Source organism: Chitinolyticbacter albus (assembly GCF_024437655.1).
GTDB lineage: Bacteria > Pseudomonadota > Gammaproteobacteria > Burkholderiales > Chitinibacteraceae > Chitinolyticbacter > Chitinolyticbacter albus.
On the sequence record NZ_JANBVF010000004.1, the window covers coordinates 236,978 to 255,883 of the forward strand.

The 18,906-nt window shown below is 65.6% G+C and carries 17 protein-coding genes; 5 read left to right on the top strand and 12 right to left on the bottom strand.

Features of this window, described 5'->3' with window-relative positions:
- Positions 1-168: 168 nt before the first annotated feature.
- Positions 169-1,107, bottom strand: a complete 939-nt coding sequence (locus NLI84_RS03665) for a carbohydrate kinase family protein (RefSeq protein WP_255988244.1) — start codon at positions 1,105-1,107, stop codon at positions 169-171.
- 15 nt (positions 1,108-1,122) lie between these two features.
- On the opposite strand from NLI84_RS03665, the gene NLI84_RS03670 reads away from it, so the two are divergent.
- From NLI84_RS03670 to NLI84_RS03685, 4 genes are all read left to right on the top strand, one after another.
- A complete protein-coding gene (locus NLI84_RS03670; RefSeq protein WP_255988246.1) occupies positions 1,123-2,391 on the top strand; it encodes a sensor domain-containing diguanylate cyclase in 1,269 nt (422 codons plus the stop codon).
- 91 nt (positions 2,392-2,482) lie between these two features.
- Positions 2,483-3,346, top strand: a complete 864-nt coding sequence (locus tag NLI84_RS03675; RefSeq protein WP_255988248.1) for a Rossmann-like and DUF2520 domain-containing protein — start codon at positions 2,483-2,485, stop codon at positions 3,344-3,346.
- Between the two features lie 89 nt (positions 3,347-3,435).
- On the top strand, positions 3,436-3,996 hold the full coding sequence (locus NLI84_RS03680; protein WP_255988249.1) for an ankyrin repeat domain-containing protein: 561 nt from the start codon (positions 3,436-3,438) through the stop codon (positions 3,994-3,996).
- Between the two features lie 2 nt (positions 3,997-3,998).
- A complete protein-coding gene (locus NLI84_RS03685; RefSeq protein WP_255988251.1) occupies positions 3,999-4,514 on the top strand; it encodes a DUF4124 domain-containing protein in 516 nt (171 codons plus the stop codon).
- A gap of 61 nt (positions 4,515-4,575) precedes the next feature.
- On the opposite strand, the gene NLI84_RS03690 is transcribed toward NLI84_RS03685, so the two are convergent.
- The 4 genes from NLI84_RS03690 to yedA form a co-directional block, all read right to left on the bottom strand.
- Positions 4,576-5,028 (bottom strand): Hsp20 family protein, encoded by a 453-nt coding sequence (locus NLI84_RS03690; protein WP_255988252.1) that lies wholly within the window; start codon positions 5,026-5,028, stop codon positions 4,576-4,578.
- A gap of 319 nt (positions 5,029-5,347) precedes the next feature.
- Positions 5,348-6,868 (bottom strand): threonine ammonia-lyase, biosynthetic, encoded by a 1,521-nt coding sequence (gene ilvA, locus NLI84_RS03695; protein WP_255988253.1) that lies wholly within the window; start codon positions 6,866-6,868, stop codon positions 5,348-5,350.
- A 96-nt stretch (positions 6,869-6,964) separates the two neighbouring features.
- Positions 6,965-8,545: a response regulator gene (locus NLI84_RS03700; RefSeq protein WP_255988254.1), complete on the bottom strand. Its 1,581-nt coding sequence runs from the start codon at positions 8,543-8,545 to the stop codon at positions 6,965-6,967.
- Positions 8,546-8,769: 224 nt separating this feature from the next.
- Positions 8,770-9,645 (bottom strand): drug/metabolite exporter YedA, encoded by an 876-nt coding sequence (gene yedA, locus NLI84_RS03705; RefSeq protein ID WP_255988255.1) that lies wholly within the window; start codon positions 9,643-9,645, stop codon positions 8,770-8,772.
- A gap of 200 nt (positions 9,646-9,845) precedes the next feature.
- Between yedA and hslU the strand changes: the two genes are divergently transcribed.
- Positions 9,846-11,171: an ATP-dependent protease ATPase subunit HslU gene (gene hslU, locus NLI84_RS03710; RefSeq protein WP_255988256.1), complete on the top strand. Its 1,326-nt coding sequence runs from the start codon at positions 9,846-9,848 to the stop codon at positions 11,169-11,171.
- A 42-nt stretch (positions 11,172-11,213) separates the two neighbouring features.
- Here the strand turns inward: hslU and NLI84_RS03715 are convergent, their stop codons facing one another.
- The 7 genes from NLI84_RS03715 to NLI84_RS03745 all read right to left on the bottom strand — a co-directional run bounded on the left by NLI84_RS03715 (position 11,214) and on the right by NLI84_RS03745 (position 18,816).
- Positions 11,214-11,918 (bottom strand): PEP-CTERM sorting domain-containing protein, encoded by a 705-nt coding sequence (locus NLI84_RS03715; protein WP_255988257.1) that lies wholly within the window; start codon positions 11,916-11,918, stop codon positions 11,214-11,216.
- A 295-nt stretch (positions 11,919-12,213) separates the two neighbouring features.
- Positions 12,214-13,044, bottom strand: coding sequence for a ChaN family lipoprotein (locus NLI84_RS03720; RefSeq protein ID WP_255988258.1), 831 nt, complete (start codon positions 13,042-13,044; stop codon positions 12,214-12,216).
- Positions 13,045-13,197: 153 nt separating this feature from the next.
- Positions 13,198-14,085 (bottom strand): alpha/beta hydrolase, encoded by an 888-nt coding sequence (locus NLI84_RS03725; protein WP_255988260.1) that lies wholly within the window; start codon positions 14,083-14,085, stop codon positions 13,198-13,200.
- The gene (locus NLI84_RS03730) at positions 14,058-15,107 is read right to left on the bottom strand and encodes a DUF1513 domain-containing protein (protein ID WP_255988261.1); all 1,050 of its coding nucleotides are present in this window, start codon (positions 15,105-15,107) and stop codon (positions 14,058-14,060) included. The genes NLI84_RS03725 and NLI84_RS03730 overlap by 28 nt, the downstream gene beginning before the upstream one ends.
- Position 15,108: 1 nt before the next feature.
- Complete coding sequence (locus NLI84_RS03735) at positions 15,109-16,113, bottom strand: imelysin family protein (protein ID WP_255988262.1); 1,005 nt, start codon at positions 16,111-16,113, stop codon at positions 15,109-15,111.
- A 57-nt stretch (positions 16,114-16,170) separates the two neighbouring features.
- Positions 16,171-17,583, bottom strand: coding sequence for a di-heme oxidoreductase family protein (locus NLI84_RS03740; RefSeq protein ID WP_255988264.1), 1,413 nt, complete (start codon positions 17,581-17,583; stop codon positions 16,171-16,173).
- A 66-nt stretch (positions 17,584-17,649) separates the two neighbouring features.
- Entirely contained in the window at positions 17,650-18,816 is a 1,167-nt protein-coding gene (locus NLI84_RS03745) for an imelysin family protein (protein ID WP_255988265.1), read from the bottom strand.
- Between the last annotated feature and the right edge of the window lie 90 nt (positions 18,817-18,906).

Here is an 18,906-nt window from a genome sequence, read left to right on the forward strand (position 1 = left end):
TTGAGCAGCCTTAGGGCGTGGTCGCCAATGTCGGCTTGCCCGCCGGCGCCAGCTTGATTTGGATTGCGCGACGATGACGTCGGCTGGATTGGTCGACCAGCAGTGCTTCTTTACGACGGGGCCGACCGGGAGCCGTGAGTTCCCAGTCGCCACTCGATGGGCCTGGGCTCAGGGCAGTGCGTAACCGAATGCCGCCTGGAACTGGCTGGCCAGCATCTCGCGACTGAAAGTGTGGTTCTGTGCGCCGCGCTCGGCGATCTTGATCGAGCCCAGTAGCGAGGCCAGCCGGCCGGTGGTGGGCCAATCCCAGCCACGACGCAGGCCGTAAAGCAGGCCGGCGCGAAAGGCATCGCCGCAGCCCGTGGGGTCGACCACGGCGGCTGTCGGGACAGCCGGAATATCGTGGCGCGCGCCATCGGCGTAGATATGCGCGCCGTCGGCGCCGAGCGTCACGATCAACGCCTTCACCTGTAGCGCCAGCGCGTCCAGCGTGAGGCCCGTTTTTCGCACCACCAGCTCGGCTTCGTAGTCGTTGAGCGACAGGTAATCGGCCTGGACGATCATCGCCAGCAGCTCGTCACCGCTGAACATGGGCAGGCCCTGGCCCGGATCGAAGATGAAGGGAATGCCGGCGGCGGCAAGCTGCGCGCAGTGTTCCTGCATGCCTTGCTTGCCATCGGGCGAAACTATGGCCAAGTCGATGGGGGCCGCGATCTCGTTGACCCGGTTGTAGTGCGAATAGCCCATGGCGCCGGGATGGAAGGCATTGATCTGGTTGTCATCGAGGTCAGTAGTGACAAAGCACTGGCCGGTGAATTGCTCGGGCAGCTCGCGGATGCCGTCACGGCGGATGCCGAGGGCATCGAGCCGCCCGGCGTAGGGCCCGAAGTCGCTGCCGGCGGTGGCCATGATCAGCGGTTCGTCGCCCAACAGCTGCAGGGTGTAGGCGATATTGCCCGCACATCCCCCAAATTCCCGCCGCATCTCGGGAACCAGGAACGAGATCGACAACATATGGATCTGCTCGGGCAGGATGTGATGCTTGAAGCGGTCGGGGAACACCATGATGGTGTCGTAGGCGAGCGAGCCGCAGATCAGCGTGGCCATAAATCGTTGCTCCAATTGAATGTTGTTCGCGATTATGCCACTCGTCAGAGCTGTCGACCGCACAGCCTGGCAAGCGCTGAAGGCATTTACACCCATGTTAAGCTCCAACATGAATATAACTTTACAATAACGGGATGTATGGAGATTGTGCTCAACCTCGAGCTTACGATCGCCGGCATGTGGGCCGTAGTCGGACTACTGGCCTGCGGCAATCTGAGCCTGCTGTCACTCGGCCATCGCGAACGCGGTTTGGCGGTACTGGCATGTGGCGCCGTTGTTGGTGTTGCGGGTAGCATTGCCTATTTCTTCAACGTGCCGGTGCTGGCTTTTTCCTCTCTCGTCCTGGCCGATGCATTGTTGCTCATCGGCGGACGTGCTTACCTCGGCCAGACTACTCAGAGCCTTACGGTCCTGCCGTGGCCGTTATTGGCCGCTGCCGTTTATGCTTACGTTAACTTTCAACAAAAGTCAGCACTGGTCCAGGGGCTGTGCTTTGCATTGTCCGTGCTGCCGCTGGCGCTGATGCATGTCAGTTCCTTGATGCCCCGCACCGTCGAGGAGCGCTGGGCGCCGCCGCGCCAGCTGTTTGCCGTGATCCATGTGCTGCACGCCGCGTACTGGATCGCCGTGGCCATGGCCTGGCTGGTCGGCTCGCCAGGCGCGTGGGCACAGCTGCCGTTTGCCTACCTGCCACCACTGGCCATGTTGCTGCTGTCGGCACTGGCTTGGCCGCAGCTCGTCAGCCAACGTCTGCGTTCGCGCATTTCGCGTTTGGCGCGCTTTGATGCACTCACGGGCGCGCTCAACCGCCGCGGCCTCGAGGAAGCGGCAATGCGCGAGCTGCGCCGTGTACGCAAGCATCAGGGCCAGCTGGGTCTGCTGCTGATCGACATGGATCGGTTCCGTACCTTGAATGGTCGCTACGGTCACGGCGCGGGCGATATGGCATTGCGGGCCTGTACCGACGCCGTGCGCGAACATGTGGGCCGCAATGCCTATCTGGGTCGGGTTGGCGGAGAGGAGTTCTGTATCGTGGCCCCAGGTGTCGACGAGGCGGAGCTAGAAGCGCTGCTTGTCACGGTGCGCCAGGCGGTTGCCGATCTCGAAGTCGAATACGACGACCTGCTGATCCGCTTCTCGGCCAGCGCCAGTCTCGCCCGTTTCGGCCATGACGGCACCGATTTCGATACGCTGTATCGGGTTGCCGCCAAGCGCATCTCGCATGAGAAGAAAGGCCCGATCGCTTTCGCCGACACGGCACCGCAAAGCGCCGTAGCAGCCTGATTCACGATCCTGTCCCCCTTGGTGCGGCCCCGTTTTCGGGGCCGTTTTGCTTTGTCCGGTTGCGTGGGCACAATGCCGGCAAGGAGGACGCATGGACAGCTTGAACGTGATCGGGGCCGGCAAATTGGGGCGCACCTTGGCCCGCGCCTGGCATCAGGCGGGGACACTGGCGATCGGCGGCGTGCTGTGCCGTGAGCCGGCACACGCCGCCGAGGCGGTCGCCTTCATCGGCGCCGGTACCGCTGCCGCGACGCTGATGTCGTTGCCAGCCGCGCGCTGGTGGCTGATCGCCACGCCGGATGATGCCATTGCCGGGACGGCGGCCCAGTTGGCCGAGAGTGGCCTGATCCGGCAGGGCGACGTGGTGTTCCACGCCAGCGGTGTGCTCGATGCTGCAGCGTTGCGTGCTGTCGCCGTGGCTGGCGCCTCCACGGGTAGCCTGCACCCGGCATTGAGCTTCGCCGAGCCCGCTCGCGCATTGCAGCAGCTGCCGGGCACGCCGTGCGCGATCGAAGGCGCGGCGGCGGCCGAACTGGAAGCACTGGCCCGCGCGCTCGGCGGTCAGCCGTTCCGTCTGGCTCCCGGTGGCAAGGCCTGCTACCACGCGGCAACGGTGTTCGCTTCCAACTACCTGGTCACCCTCACGGCGCTGGCCGCCGAGGCCGCGATGGCGGCGGGCCTTACCGGACCGCAAGCACTGGCGCTGCTCGCGCCCCTGATGCGGCAGACGCTGGACAACGCGCTGGCGCTGGGGCCGGAGCGCGCGTTGACCGGCCCCATCGCTCGCGGCGATGTCGCGACCGTGGCCAGCCATCTCGCTGCCCTGCCGCCCACGCTGCAGCCTGCCTACCGCGCGCTGGGCCACGCCACGGTGGCATTGGCTGCCGACCGCCTGCCTACCGATGCCGCGGCCCGGCTCGATGCGCTGCTCGCGGGTACGGCTCCATCGGTGTAAGCGCCACGCGTCGGCGAAGTGCTGCGCTTCCCCTCGCTCGCGTTGTGCATTAGCATCGGCTGAACAATGACGGGGGAATCGGGATGCGCATGGCGGCGACGATGTTGCTGGCCGGTCTGCTGCTGATGCAGCAGGCGGCGGCATGCTCCGCGGTGGCCGATCCCTGGCTGGTGCTCGCCGTCGCGATCCGCGAAGGTCGGGGCGAGGCCCTGCCCTGCCTGCTGGGCCAGACCGGCATCAATGCCCACGATCCGAGCGATATCTGGGAAAGTGCACCGCTGCATCAGGCGGCTCGCTATGATCGGCCGGCGCTGATCGAGCAGTTGCTGGCGGCGGGCGCTGACATCGATCTGGAAAATGCCGTCGATGAGACCGCCTTGCTGGTCGCAATCAAGCGCGGTGCCAGTGACAGTGCTGCCACGTTGTTGCTGGCGGGCGCGCGCTACACCATGGCGGACGAGGAAGGGCGCACGCCGCTGTTCTGGGCGGTGGCCGAGGACGACGTTGCCATCGCCAACCTGCTGCTCAAGTTCGGCGCCGATCCCGACCAGGTCTACACCAGCGGTGAGCGGCCCGCCCGCATCCGCGACTATGCTGCAAAACGCGGTGTTCCCAAGATGATGCAAATGTTCGAATCAATCCCGAGATAAGCATGCTGCAACGTACCTTGCTGGCCCTGGCCCTCGCGGCGCTCGCCGCAACGGCTTCCGCCGCCGTCTACAAGTGGGTCGATGAGAATGGCGTCACTCAATACAGCAGCGAACCGCCGCCGAACCAGAAGGCCAAGGAGCTCAAGGTGCAGGGTGGTAACACCTTCAGCGCATCCAAGTCTGGCAACGTCGATGCGGAATCGAAGCAGCTCGCCAATGAAATGGCCGAGGGCTTGATGAAGGTGAAGCCGAGCGGCACGCTCGATTGCGCCAAGGCGGTGGAGAATAGCCGCTACAGCCTCGACCAGATGCTGGAAACGGGACGGCGCAACCTGAAGGGCGGCCATATCAAGCAGGCGGATTTTGACAAGACGGCGCCGCTGCTGACCAAGGCGCGCGGGCGGGTTTCCGAGTCGGAATGCAGGTCGAGCTCGGGCAAGACCAAGGATTTCTATACCTGCATGTCGAGCGGCTACAACCTGGCGCTTGCGTGCATGAAAGAACACGACTACCACTAACACTGGCGTGCTAAACAATGAAAAAGCCGGGCTATGCCCGGCTTTTTCGTGTGCACCGCGATCAGGCGGCCTTCTGGTCTAACAGATGCACATCGGCGCTGCCGATGGCGATCCGGCGCGGCTTCAGCGCCTCGGGAACTTCGCGCACCAGGTCGATGTGCAAGAGGCCGTTGTCGAGGCTGCCGCCCACCACCTGGATATGGTCAGCCAGGCTGAAGCGGTGCTCGAAATCGCGGGCGGCGATGCCACGGTGCAGGAAGGTCGCCTTGGTCTCTGCGCGCTGGCGGCGGCCGATTACCTTAAGCACGTCGCGCTCGGTTTCCAGCTCCAGCTCGTCGCGCGAGAAGCCGGCAACGGCCATGGTGATGCGGTATTTGTCCTCGGCGACCAGCTCGATGTTGTACGGCGGGTAGCTGACCTGTGTGTCGCTGCGCAGTGCTTCGTCGACCAGTTGGGCGAAGCGATCGAAACCGATGGCGGAACGGTACAGTGGAGCAAAATCAAACGTAGCCATGATGAATATCCTCGTTGAAAAGCAAGCGATATGTAGCGAACAGACCTCAAAATGAGCGTATGCTGAACACTAGATAAGTGCATCACTACGCTTTTCAAGGCTACCGTTCGTCGACCGCAACGCTGAACAATCCAGCGCTATCTTCCAGCCACGCTTCGTGGGGTGCGCGCACGCGATAGGGGGCTACCGTGTGGGATCGGCCATGGCAGACACATTCCGCGGCGTGTTTGCAGAAGCGACGCATCGCCAAGCCGTATGGGCCGGCGCCATACCGGCGCACCGTGACCATGAAAAACCCGCCTTGCGGCGGGTCGGAGGGTCAGGACAGGAACAGCTGGTAGGCCTGGTTCCCGCTCTCGTCCCAGTAGGGGTAACCGAGCTTCTCCAGGAAGGCCGCAAACGCATCATCATCGCTCGCGGGCACCTGGATACCGACCAGCACGCGGCCATAATCGGCGCCGTGGTTGCGGTAATGGAACAGGCTGATGTTCCACAACCCGCCCATCTGGTTGAGGAAATTCATCAGCGCGCCCGGGCGCTCGGGGAATTCGAAGCGCAGCAGCCGCTCATTGGTCACATGCGCAGCGCGGCCGCCGACCAGGTGGCGGATGTGCATCTTGGCCACCTCGTTGTCGGTGAGATCGACCGCGGGCAGGCCGTGATCGGCCAGCTTGCCGATCAGCTCGGCCACTTCGCTGCGGCTCTGGATGGCGAGGCCAACGAAGATATGCGCCACCTTGTCGTCGGCATAGCGGTAGTTGAATTCGGTCACGCTGCGCGCACCGAGCAGGCTGCAGAAATCGCGGTAGGCGCCCGGCTTTTCCGGGATGGTGACGGCGATGATGGCTTCACGCTCCTCGCCCATCTCGGCTTGTTCAGCCACGTAACGCAGCCGGTCGAAGTTCATGTTGGCGCCCGAGGCGATCGCAACATAGGTCTGGCCCTGCGCGCCATTGCGTTGCGACCATAGCTTGGCGCCGGCGATGGCGAGCGCACCGGAAGGCTCCAGGATGGAGCGCGTATCCTCGAACACGTCCTTGATCGCCGCGCACATGGCGTCGGTATCGACCAGGATCACCTCGTCGACCAGGTTCTGGCACAGGCGGAAAGTCTCCTCGCCCACCTGCTTCACCGCCACGCCGTCGGCAAAGATGCCCACCTGCGGCAGCTGCACGCGCTCGCCAAGCTTGAGTGACAGATACATCGCGTTGGCGTCGGTCGGCTCCACGCCGATGATCTTCACGTCCGGGCGCAGCCGCTTGATATAGGCCGCGACGCCGGCGAGCAGACCACCACCGCCCACCGGGATGAAGATCGCATCGAGCGGGTCCGGGTGCTGGCGCAGGATTTCCATCGCCACCGTGCCCTGCCCGGCGATGACCTCGGGGTCGTCGTACGGGTGGACGAAGGTGGCGCCGGTTTCCTCGGCGATCTTGATCGCGTGCTGGTAGCAGTCGGAATACGAATCGCCGATCAGCACCACTTCGGCGCCGCGCCGTGCAACACCATCGACCTTGATGTGCGGCGTGGTCGCCGGCATCACGATGGTGGCGCGGCAACCCAGGTGCTGCGCCGACAGCGCCACCCCCTGCGCATGGTTGCCGGCCGAGGCGGTGACCACGCCGCGCTCCAGCTCGGCGGGCGAGAGCTTGACCATCTTGTTGTACGCGCCGCGGATCTTGAAGCTGAACACCGGCTGCACATCCTCGCGCTTCAGGTACACCTTGTTGCCGATGCGGCGGGACAGGTTGGGCGCGAGTTCCAGCGGGGTTTCCACCGCCACGTCGTAGACGCGGGCGGCGAGGATGCGTTCAAGGTAGTCGGGCGTAGGTGCGGGCATGGCGATCGCAACGGAAGGTGGGGTAAGCGCTTGATTGTACGGCAAGCTTCCCCTGCGCCGCGAGCACAGTGCCCGCGCAAAACCGGCGGCAGACTGTTATGCCGCTTCGCCCGTGTCGTCGCGCCAGCGCTCCCGGATGGCTTCGATCTCGGGCAGGCTGGCGAAGAAGGCATCGACCACCGCCGGGTCGAACTGGCTGCCACGCCCCAGCCGGATCGCATCCAGCACTTCTTCGCGCGGCCAGGCCGGCTTGTAGCAGCGAGTATGCGAGAGCGCGTCGTACACATCGGCCACTGCCATGATGCGCGCGGCGAGCGCGATATCGGTGCCAGCCAGCTTTTGCGGGTAGCCCGTGCCATCCCAGCGCTCATGATGCTGGTGGGCGATCACTGCCGCCGTCTTCAGGATGCGTGCTTTGGCGTCCTTCAGCATGGTGTAGCCGAGCTGTGCGTGCGTATCCATGATGCTGCGCTCGGCCGCGTCGAGCGGGCCTGGCTTGTGCAGTACCGCATCCGGAATGCCGACCTTGCCGACGTCGTGCAGCGGGCTGGCCGCACGGATGATCTCGGCGTCCTCGTCGGGCAGTCCGAGTGCGCGCGCCAGTACCCAGCCGAATTCGGCCATGCGACGGATGTGCTGGCCAGTATCGGGCGAGCGGTTTTCCACGACCTCGGATAGCCGGTAGATGATGTCGCGCTGGGTATCTTCCACCTCGGCGCGCAGCATCAGGTTTTCGAACGCGATGCTGACATTGCGACAGAACAGCTCGACCAGATCGCGATCGGCGGTCGATAGCGCGACCGGGCCATCGATGATCAGGAGGTTGGCTGCGCCTTGGTGCGAGCGGAAGAATCCGACGAAGTAGTCGTCCTCGAACACGCTATGGCCGTGCAGCATGGCGGCATCGATCGATGGCCGGAAACGCGCGAGTTCGTCGCTGGACAAGGGCTTGTCGCAAAGCGCGGAAAAGCCGCCGGTGGCGTAGAGCACTGTGGTCGCGCCTTGGTCCTCCAGTGCGGCAACGCCGCCTTTCACCACCACGTAGAGCGCTTCCTGCTCGAAGAACAACAAGGCTTGCAGCTGTTCGAGCACGCCCTGGGCAAACCGGCGGATCGACTGCTGCTGGAAGATGCTGGATGACGCTTCGATCACCTTCAGGAGGCCGCGTCGATTGGCAGCGAGCATCTGCCTCTGCTGCTCGATCAGCATGATGTCGCGATACGAGCGCAGCGTGCCGAGCACCGCGGTGTAGAGCTTGTCGCGAGTGAGCTCGGTCTTGGCCTTGTAATCGTTGATGTCGTAGCTCTCGATCACCTGGCGCTCGGGCGCGACACCCGGCTGCCCGGTACGCAGGATGATGCGCACCCGGTGGTTCTGCAATTCCTCGCGCACCGCACGCGCCACCTTGAGGCCGGCCTCCTCGCTCTCCATCACCACGTCGAGCAGCACCAGCGCGATATCGTCGTTGGCGGCGAGCGTGGCGAGCGCCTCGCGCCCGGAATAGGCGGACAGCAGCGCGAGCGGCCGGCCGAGGAAGTCGATGTTGCCCAGGGCCAGCCGCGTCACCCGGTGGATGTCGGGTTCGTCATCGACGATGAGCACCTGCCAAGGCTCGATCGCATCGGCACTGAGCTCGTCCGCACTGTCGTCAATTAGCCAGTCGTCTTCCAGTTCCATGCTCCCTGCCTTATCGCAGTCCGCGCCAGATTGTCCTTTTGCTCTTCGGGCCAAGCACCACCACCCAGGGCAACGATGCTGGCAAGACGCGCGAGTGCGGGCAGTACAAGGCGTACGACCAATGAGTGCGGCGCGGCCAGCGGGGGATTTATTTGCGGCTCCAAGACCACTATAGCCGGGCCCCAGGCGTCGTCTGGGCGTTGGGGCCGGTCGGCTTGCCGCGTTCAGTGCCGTTGGTTGCCGATGGCGATCAGCAGCACGCCAGCCAGGATGACCACCATGCCGGCGACGATGGGGGCGGTGATCTGCTCGCCGCCCAGCAAGGCCCCCAGCGCCACCGCGATGGCCGGGTTCACATAGGCGTAGCTCATCGCCAGCGCCGGCCGCGCGTGGCGCAGCACGTAGACGTAGGCGTTGTAGGCGACGATGGAGCCGAACACCGTGAGATAGGCGAGCGCCGCCCAGCTTTGCCACGGCACTTTCGCCGGCATGCGCTCGCCGAACAGCGGCGAGGCGATGGCCAGCACCACGCCGCCCGCCAGCATCTGGATCGCTGCCGACATCGGTCCGGCCGGCATGGCGATGCGCCCCTGCAGCACCGAGGCAAACGCCCAGGTGGCGGCGGCGAGCACGATCAGCGCAAAGCCGATCGGGCTTGCGGCAAGCCGATGATCGAAATTGAGTACCGCGACACCAGCCAGGCCCAGCGCGATACCCCCCCATTCGGCCACGCGCGGACGTGAACCCCAGGCCCAGGCGATCAGGATGGCGAACAGCGGCCCGCAGGCGACCAGCAGCGCGGCCAGGCCGGAGGGCACGGTCGTCTCGGCGACGCAGACGGCGCCGTTGCCGACGGCCAGCATCAGCGTGCCGATCAGCGCCGCGTTGCGTACTTCGCGGCGCGGCGGCCACGGCAGGCCGCGCCAGCGCAGGAAGGCGAGCATGGCGCTGCCGGCGGCGAGAAAACGCAGGGCGGCCAGCAGCAAGGGCGGCAGGCCCTCGACGCCGATGCGGATGCCAAGATAGGTGGAGCCCCACACCACGTACATGGCGGCAAGGCAAAGCGCGAGCACGGTGCGCGGCGTGAGGCTGGGTGTCATTGCTGCAAGATAACAGTCGGACGGCGAGCTGACACGTTACAGCCAGTGCGGACTTGATCCGGTACAGCGCGCAACGGAAGCGGCTGCAGCAGGGCATGGCATGATCGCGACCACGCCCGCCTGGCGGTGACGCGACGGCGCTTTAAATTGGCGCGAACGCCTCCAACTTAGCCGCTATTGCCGCAAGGATAGAAACCAGCATGAGCACCATGACCCCGCAGGAAATCGTCCACGAACTCGACAAGCACATCGTCGGCCAGCGCGATGCCAAGAAGGCCGTCGCCATCGCGCTGCGCAATCGCTGGCGCCGCCAGCAGGTGGACGAGCCGCTGCGCCACGAGATCACGCCCAAGAACATCCTGATGATCGGTCCCACCGGGGTCGGCAAGACCGAGATCGCCCGGCGCCTGGCCAAGCTTGCCGACGCGCCCTTCATCAAGGTGGAAGCGACCAAGTTCACCGAGGTCGGCTACGTGGGCAAGGACGTCGACAGCATCATCCGGGATCTGGCCGAGATCGCCTTCAAGCAGGTGCGCGACACGGCGATCCGCAAGAACCGCGTGCGCGCCGAGGATGCCGCCGAAGATCGCGTGCTCGACATCCTGTTGCCGCCGCCGCCAAAGAACCCGTTCGCCACAGTGAACGAGGACGAAACCGGCAAGGAAACCCGGCAGAAATTCCGCAAGATGCTGCGCGAGGGCAAGTTCGACGACAAGGAGATCGAGGTCGACGTCGCCATCGCCCAGCCCAATATGGAAGTGCTCACGCCGCCCGGCATGGAGGATTTCGCCAGCCAGCTGCAGGGCATGTTCAAGGGCGCGTTCGGCGACAAGAAGAAGCCGCAGAAACTCAAGGTGCCCGATGCGCTCAAGCTCCTCACCGAGGAGGAGGCGGCCAAGCTGGTGAACGAGGACGACCTGCGCGCCGAGGCGGTGCAGGCGGTCGAGCAAAGCGGCATCGTGTTCATCGACGAGATCGACAAGGTGACGAGCCGCGCCGAGGGTGCCGCTGGCGAAATCAGCCGCCAGGGCGTACAGCGCGACCTGCTGCCGCTGGTGGAGGGCACGACCTGTACCACCAAGTACGGCATGATCAAGACCGACCATGTGCTGTTCATTGCCAGCGGTGCCTTTCAGCTCGCCAAGCCGTCCGACCTGATTCCTGAGCTGCAGGGCCGCTTGCCGATCCGGGTCGAGCTCGCTTCGCTGTCGGTCGGCGATTTCGCCACCATCCTTACCGGAACCGACGCCTGCCTCACCAAGCAATACCAGGCGCTATTGGCGACCGAGGGCGTCGAGCTCGATTTCACCGAGGAAGGTGTGAAGCGGCTGGCCGAGATTGCCTGGCAGGTGAACGAGACCACCGAGAACATCGGTGCACGCCGTCTGCACACGGTGATGGAAAAGCTGCTGGAGGAAGTGTCGTTCGACGCCAAAGGCGGTCGCGTGACGATCGATGCGACCTACGTCGAGGCGCGACTGGGGGCGGTGTCGCGCGATGAGGATCTGGCGCGCTACGTGCTGTAGCGGCTTGCGGGCCCGCGCCCGGTCAGGCGCAGGCCCGTTTCATCAACGGTGCTTACGGCGGCGGGCTGCCACCAGGCCAACCAGGCCCAGGCCCATCAACGCGTAGGTTTCCGGCTCCGGAACCGGAGCGATCTGGACGGCGCCGCCACCCGAACCGAACGGTGAAAGCGTCGCGATACCGGTGATTTCGTACTGCCCTGCACCCAGCAGGAACTGACCTGAGCTCCAGCGTGCATCGCCGATTGCGGCATCAAAATCCGCGGTGTAGTCGCCAAAGCCCAAGGGCTGCGAGGTCAGGCCCAGCGATAGCCCATTGGCGAATACTTCGAAGCGGTCACCTGCCATATACGCGTCGGCGACCTGCAACCAGGCGCTGCTGCTGAGGTTGACGGTGAACGTGGTGTCCCAGGCACTACCGTTGCCCTCAAAAGCAAACTGCTGCCAGCCGCTACCGGGCGCGATGACTACCGCCTGGGAGATTGCTGGCGCCACCACGACCATTGCGGCGGCCAACCATTTGATCAACGACATAAAAACTCCTTTCGAAGGGATAGAGTGTGATTGCGGTGCTGTGAATTTCGCCCGCTTATAGGTGTACTGCCAGACTAACTTGCTATTGGGCAATCGATTTTCTAACAGATCCATTTCCGCCACGGACAGAAAAAGGACGGCCGAGAAGATTTCCCTGCCCTGCGGCCACTGCGCACAGCACACCAAGAATCTAGCGGATACCAGGTCGCGATTCATCCTGGGCGACAGGTATGCGAACTATATAGAAAAGCAAATTGAAAGGTTTTATTTGTATTTAGTCAGGGACTGCTTGCTTTTCGCTGCCGCCATCTTGATCGAATAAAAACGAGGTTTGCATCACGCGTGATGCGCGTTTCTTGTCGAGAAGGGCGATACCTGTTTAACCGACGGCCCAAGCGAGAGAGAGATGTCCTGCAGCTGCGAGTCGCCATGCAAGGCGTGCTCGACGCGTTCCATGCCTACTCGGCCGTGGTGGGTTCCAAGGCCCGCTAGTCGCGCGTAGCGCGCGACCTCATCGCGGCGGCGGCTTCAAGCCGGCGCAGGGATCGGGACGGTCGGCCTTGGCCGCAATAAGCGTGGTCTGGTCGAAGCTACCAGCCTCGGGCTGACGTTCGACGAAGCCGATGCTCTTCACCCCGCTCATGGGCAGCGTCAGCCAGCGCGGCACGCCCAGGTCGCGCCGGACGTGGCCGTTGCCGGCCAGCAGCACCACGCCTTGCGCGGCATGGTCTTCGATCACCTTGGCCATCCACACGTCGCGCGCGATTTGCGCCCGCGCCATGCCGGGCAGCATGGCGGGCGGCAACAGGCCGCAGTGGCCCACGTCGATTTCACGCATTTGGCCGCGCATCAGGTCGTCGGGTAGCGGTTGGTCCAAGCGGAAGCGGGCGAGTGTGGCGGCATCGAACACGCTGGCAAAGCCCTCGCGCACCACCTTGGCGCCGTCCGCGCGCGACAGGTTGGCCGCGACGATAGGCAATTTCTGCTGCAAGGCCAGCGCGATCACCGGCTGGTACAGATCCCATTGCCAGCTGGCCTTGGCCGGTGTCGCCGCGGCGATCACGCAGGCCGCATCGGCGCAGGACACGAGTGCGGCATCGAGCTCGGCCTGCCGTTCACGATCGAACTGCTCCATCGCAATCACCGGGCGCCAACCGGCCACGACCAGCGCCTGCAACTCGCCGAAGCGCCGTGCGTGGCCGTCGGCGTGGTCGTGGACTTCGCCCAGCAGCCACACGGACGGCGGGGATGCAGTGCGCGTTACCGGCTGGTCGGTTGAGGCGCAGCCGGCCATGGCGGAGGTGGCGGCAAGCAATGGCGCAAAACGGAAGAACGGCGGCATGTTCATGCTAACGAGAATTGATCTCAACCATTCTAGCACCCGTATCTGGCGATTTCTGGCGCGCCACGGCGTGGTTGCAGCGTGGTCAGGCTGGGTCAGCCGGCACGTTCGACGCCACTGCAGGGCAAGGGGAGCGTGCCTGCTTGCGCGATATCAGCGCGTATCGATCCAGTTGCTCGACAGCGCGAACGGTACGGCGCGCAGCAGCGATGCGTAGAGGTTGCCGATATGGTCTTCGTTGGCGCTTGCCTCGAAGCGCACCGTCAGCGACGGCAGCGCCGCAAGCGCATTGGCGGCGGCTCGCGCGTTGTCGACCATGGCGCGCTCGGCCAGGCGCCCTGCCCGTTCCACGCCGACGCCGGCGGCATCGGCCTGTTCCAGCGCGCCGACGGTGATCAGCACGCTGGCGCGGGGGGATCTCTGGCCGGCGTAGGCCTGCAACTTAGTTTGCAGGTAGCGATCGTGCCACCACAGCGACGGACTGGCGGCGATGTAGTGGCTGAACAGTGCCGGTCGCGTGTAGAGCGTGTGCAGCGTAAAGAGGCCGCCGTAGGAATGGCCGAACAGCGCCTGGCGTCGCGGGTTGACGGCCAGGCGCGCTGCGATCATCGGTTGGATACGCTGCGCGATCACGTCGAGCAGGCGATCTGCGCCGCCTTCGCGCCGGCCACGGGCGTCGCGGCTGGGCAGGCCGGGCGCCGGTGGCGTGTAGTCCTCGTTGCGCGCGTCCATGTCGAAGAGGGCATCGGTGTCGTATCCGATGCCGACCACCACGGCCGGATCGAGGCCGCGTAGTGCACGGGCCAGCTGCGTGGCGGTGGCAAAGCTGGCATTGCCGTCGAGCACATAGAGCACCGGATAGCCGCCGGCGGGCGGTGGTGCATCGGGCAGGGCGATCTCGATGCGGTAGTCGCGCCCGGTTTCACTGGCATGGAGCGTATGGCGCTCGGTCTGCGGCAGCGTCACAGGCGGCGCAGCGCAGCCGGCGAGCAGCGCGGCCAGCAATGCCGCGCTCAGACGATGGCGAGGTGATTGTCCCATTTGATCCCGGCCTGGGTGACGAGCGAAGTCAGGCTGCGCCGGGCAAGATCAAGCTCGGCGATCACGCCCATCTCGTTGGAGACGAAGATGCGCGCGCCGTCGACGGCAATGCCGGCCGGGCGCTGCATGCCGATTTCGCCGAGAAAGGCGCCGCGGCTGTCCCACAGCAGGATGGCGTCGCCCTGCAGCGCGGTGGCGATGAACACATTCCCGGCCGCAGCCACGCTTGCCGCGTAGCCGCCCCAGCCGGGCAGGTGCTCGGCCAGCGTGAGCTTGCCGTCACGCAGGATGGCCAGCAGCGGCGTATCGATCACGTCGCGGCCATCGGGCGATTCGGCCTGGATGGCGATGCCCAGCGCGCCGTCCGCAGTGCGCGCCAGATGACGCAGGCTGTAGCTGCGATCGGGCAGCGCATACCGTTCCAGCAGCCGGCCCGAGGGCATGTCGAGGATGACCACTGCCGGTTCCATGGTGGCCAAGTTGAGCTTGTCGCGCCCGGACTGCGGCAACGTCAGGATACCGCCGTTGGCCACGGCGAGGGTCTTGCCCGGCACCAGCCAGTAGAGCTCGTGTGGGCCGATGCCGTGGCTGGGGAATTCCGCAAGGCGCTCAAGCGTCGCCGCGTCGTAAACGCCGACCATGCCCTGGCCGCGCGCGATGTCGTTTTCGGTGGTGTAGAGCGTCTTGCCGTCCGGGCTGAGGATGGCGTGGCCGTAGAAGTGGCGACCCGGCGCGGGGGCGATACGGTGGATTTCCTCACCGCTGCGCCAGTTGATGCGTGCAAGCCAGAAGCCGGCGCGGCGCGCCACCAGGATCAGCTCGTCGCTGCCCGGAATCGGCAGCATGCCGTGGCCGCGTGTGGGCAAGCGCAGCGGCTTGCCGTCGACGGCAGTGAAGAAGGGCCCCTGCCCGTCGGCAGCGGAGGCCAGCAAGGTGCGCGCCGGCTGCCCGGCCAGTGCAGGCAAGGGGAGGGCCAGCACGCCCAGTCCGGCGAGGAAATGGCGGCGGGTAAGCCCGGCCATGTCAGTCGCCGTCGCTGTCGTTGAACCCGAGCACGATATCGAGGGCCGGGGCGAGCTCGCCGGCGATGGTTTGCTTCAACGCGGAAAGGCTGGTGCGCACAGCGGTCTGCTGTGCCTCGGTCTGCTTGGCCTGGTCGGCATTGAGCTTGGCGATGGCGGCGCGGGCGGCGTCGAGCTGGGTCTTGAGCTTGGTGTTGACCGCCGTGTGGCCCTGCGCCGCGACGAAGCTGGCGAGGCCGCCGTCGCCCTTGGGGCCGAAGTAGGCGGTGGCAAAACCATCGAGCTGCGCCGCGAGCGCGGCCTTGGTGATGCCCGAGCGCCAATCGGGCCACGCCGACGGTTCGGCCTCTTCCACCCGCGGCAGGCGGCGGATTGCGCCCTCCAGCCCGGACAGCATCAGGCCTATGGTCTCCGGCAGCAGGTTGTTGCGGAAGAACGCGGCTTCACCGCCCAGCTGTTCGGCGTAGAGCGTCCAGCCGGCATCAAGCTGGTGCACATCCGCCGCGACACGTTCGGCGCTGCCGACGAGGTAGGCGCAACGCGCCTTGTTCTTCAGTTTGGCGAGCTGCGCGGCCGGCGCGGCCTCGCCGTACAGCAGGTATTCGGCGGCGGAGAGGCCGCGCACCGAGACATTGTGCGGATCAACGCCGTCGCCGGCGGCGATGCGCTTCTCGATGTCCTTCACCCGGGTGGGGCGAAAATCGATCATGCGGCCGGTGCGCTCCAGCACGATGGGGCCGCCCGTGGCGCCGTCCATGTTGCGCCAGGCCAGCATCGCGCTCTGCCAGCCGCTGCGGGCGGTGGCGAGCGTGTCGGCGCCCGGCTGGGCGCAAAAGCCGTGGCTGGCAGTGGCGAAGGCGTCGACGGCCAGCGCCAGCGCCTGGTGGCGGCCGATGTAGGCCTGCTGCACCCAGCTGGTGGCAAAGCCGGCGTCGGGCACCGGGGCCTCGGCGTGAGCGAGGCCGGCCACGGCCAGCAGGGCGAGGATACGCACGGTGGCTTTCATCAGATCTCCTAGGCGATCCACGGATCGCGGGTTGGGGCGAGGCCAGGCCCCGCGCCGTTACAGCGATTGCAGGAAGCGCACCAGGTTGTCCCGGTCCTGCTTGTTCAACTTGAGCACGTACTGCTTGCTGGCCTCGGCTTCGCCGCCATGCCACAGCACCGCTTCCATCAGGTTGCGGGCGCGCCCATCGTGCAGGTAGTGGCTATGGCCGTTCACCGTAGGCACGAGGCCCAGGCCCCACAGGGGGGGCGTCTTCCATTGCCGGCCGCTCGCCTTGTAGTCCGGTCGATGGTCGGCAAGGCCTTCGCCCATGTCGTGCAGCAGCAGGTCGGTATACGGCCAGATCTTCTGCCCGGAGAGCTTAGGCAACGTCGGATGCGGGCCGGTGGTGTAGCTTTGCACGTGGCAGCTGACGCACAAGGCGTCGGCGAACACCTGCTTGCCACGCAGTACGGCGGCGTCCTTGGGGTTGCGTCGGCTCGGCACCGCCAGCGCCTGGCTGTAGAGGATGACCTGTTCCAGCTTGCGATCTTCGATCTCGGGTTTGCCACCGGTGGGCGCCGCCAGGCAGTCCTTCTGCGCCGCCGTGCATTCCTCGTTCGGGAAATGCCTGGAGGTGATGCCGATGTCGCCGAGGAAGGCGCCGGACGCCTGGTGCGCCACGCTGCCGACATTGCCCTTCCAGCCGTAGCGGCCCAGCACCGTCTTTTGCGCGTAGGCGTCCCACACCCAGTTGGGCTCGCCCTTGATGCCCTTGTTCTCGGCAGCCTGGCGCGCAGCATTGGCCAGCACATCGTCCACCTTGATCGCCTCCAACAGGCCCAGGCCGACCATGTGCGGTGCGATGCGCGGCGACAGCTGCACGTCGCGGTGCAGCGCACCGTAGCCCAGCTCGGTCAGCGTGTAGGTCGGCGCGCGCAGGCTGTAACGGCTGCCGTCGGCGAACGTGCCGGGCAGCTCGCGGTAGCGGATCTGCACCTTGCCTTCGGGCGTCACGTCCGGAATGGCGTCGTTGTTGAACTGGCCGCCATAGGTCGGCTCGGGCATGGGACCGCCGTGCGCGTCGCTGCCCGGGATGGACAGGCGGATCAACAGCGCCATCGGCTGCTCGTCCTGCAATCCCTTGGTGATGGTGGGCGGCGCGCCACGGCCGTCGAGCGTGTGACAGGCGCCGCAGGAACGGGCGATGAAGTGCGGGCCCAGGCCATCGCGCGCGGCAGTGGACGACGGCGCTTCGACCCAGGCCTTCTTGAAGAAGGAATTGCCGATGACGAAATCGGTCTTTTGCGCGTCGGACAGTGCCGGCGCCGGCAGCGAGAACGCGTTCTTGCCATGGTCGTCTATGGTGGCGGCCACGCCGCCGGGCAGGTCTTCGCCGGGCTCGAAGCGGGCCAGCTTGCCGCTGGCAGCAGCGAGCACGGTGCCGGCGACGAGCGCGGCGGGAATCAACAGTTTGTAACGCAACGGCATGACGGCTTTCTTCAAATGGTGACGGCCCCGCCGTCGGCGGGGCCGCTGGAATTCACGCTGGCGTGATTAGACGGCGGTGTTCAGGCGCTTGATGCCGAGCGCCTGGGCGGCTTCGACCAGGCTCCCTGCTTGCTTCTTCAGCGCATCAACCACGGCCTGCACGCGCTGACGGCCCGGCGCCTTGGCGTCGCCTATGATCTCGCGATCGAATGGCGCTTTGATCGCTTCGGTCAGCTTCACGGTGCCCGCGATGTTGGCGCTGGTGGTGTCGGCGAGCTTGGCATTCTTCTGCGCGACCAGAGCCTTCAGGCTGGCGCCTTCGACCACCTTGCCGTCGCGGCCCTTGTAGCGGCCTTCCCACACGTTCTGGATGCCCTGGGCATTGGTCACGATGTCGCGATGGGTGTTGTCGGCGAAGCACGAGTGCTCGTCTTCCTGCGCCTGGGTGTCGAGTGCCACTTCGATGCGCTCGCCGGCGAGCTCGCCCCGGCTCAGCGTGCCTATGCCGGTGAGGATCTTCTTCACGCTGTCGTTGCCGCCGGCCACGAAACGGCTGCGGTAGTTTTTGGCGTTCGGCGCCCACTGCTTGGCCACCGATTCCAGATCGGCCACCAGCATGTCGGTCACGGTCTGCAGGTAGACGCGGCGGCGATCGGCGTTTGGCGCCTTGCCGTCGACGTAGTCGGTGAACTTGCGGTCGCCCGCGCCGTTGTCGTTCAGGTCCTGACCCCACAGCAGGAACTCGATCGCGTGCCAGCCGGTGGCGATGTTTTCCTCGCCGCCACGCTCATTCAGCGCACGCAGGTTCTTGGCGGTGATCTTGGTCTTGGCGTTGTTGATCACGCCGGCCTTGGCCTTGCCGTCGACGTAGTCGATATAGGCTTCGTCGAGCGGCCAGGCGTTGATCAGGCCTTCCGGGCCCTTCTCGTCGTCGATCGGGCCGCCGTAGAAGCGGAAGGCTTCCGTCTGGCCATACCATTCGCGCGCGGCCAGCCATTCCTTGCGCGCCTTGGCGAGGCCCACTTCGGACGGCGCGGCAATGAATTCATTCACCGCTCCCTGCAGCGCCTTGGCACCGGCCACGCTGTCGGCGTAGTTGGCGGCGACGATGTTGGCGTAGTTGTCGAGCACGGCACGTTGGCTGACTTCGGCAGCGCGCGCCGGGGCGGAAACGACGACGGCGGTGGCGGCAAAAACGGCCAGCGCGCGCAGCGAGGTGGAGGCAAAGGACATCGACGGTTCCTTGGTCGAATACTGGATTGGCCCACACCTTAATTGATAATGTTTCTTGTTTCAAGAAGTTGGGCGCCGGGCAACGGCCTG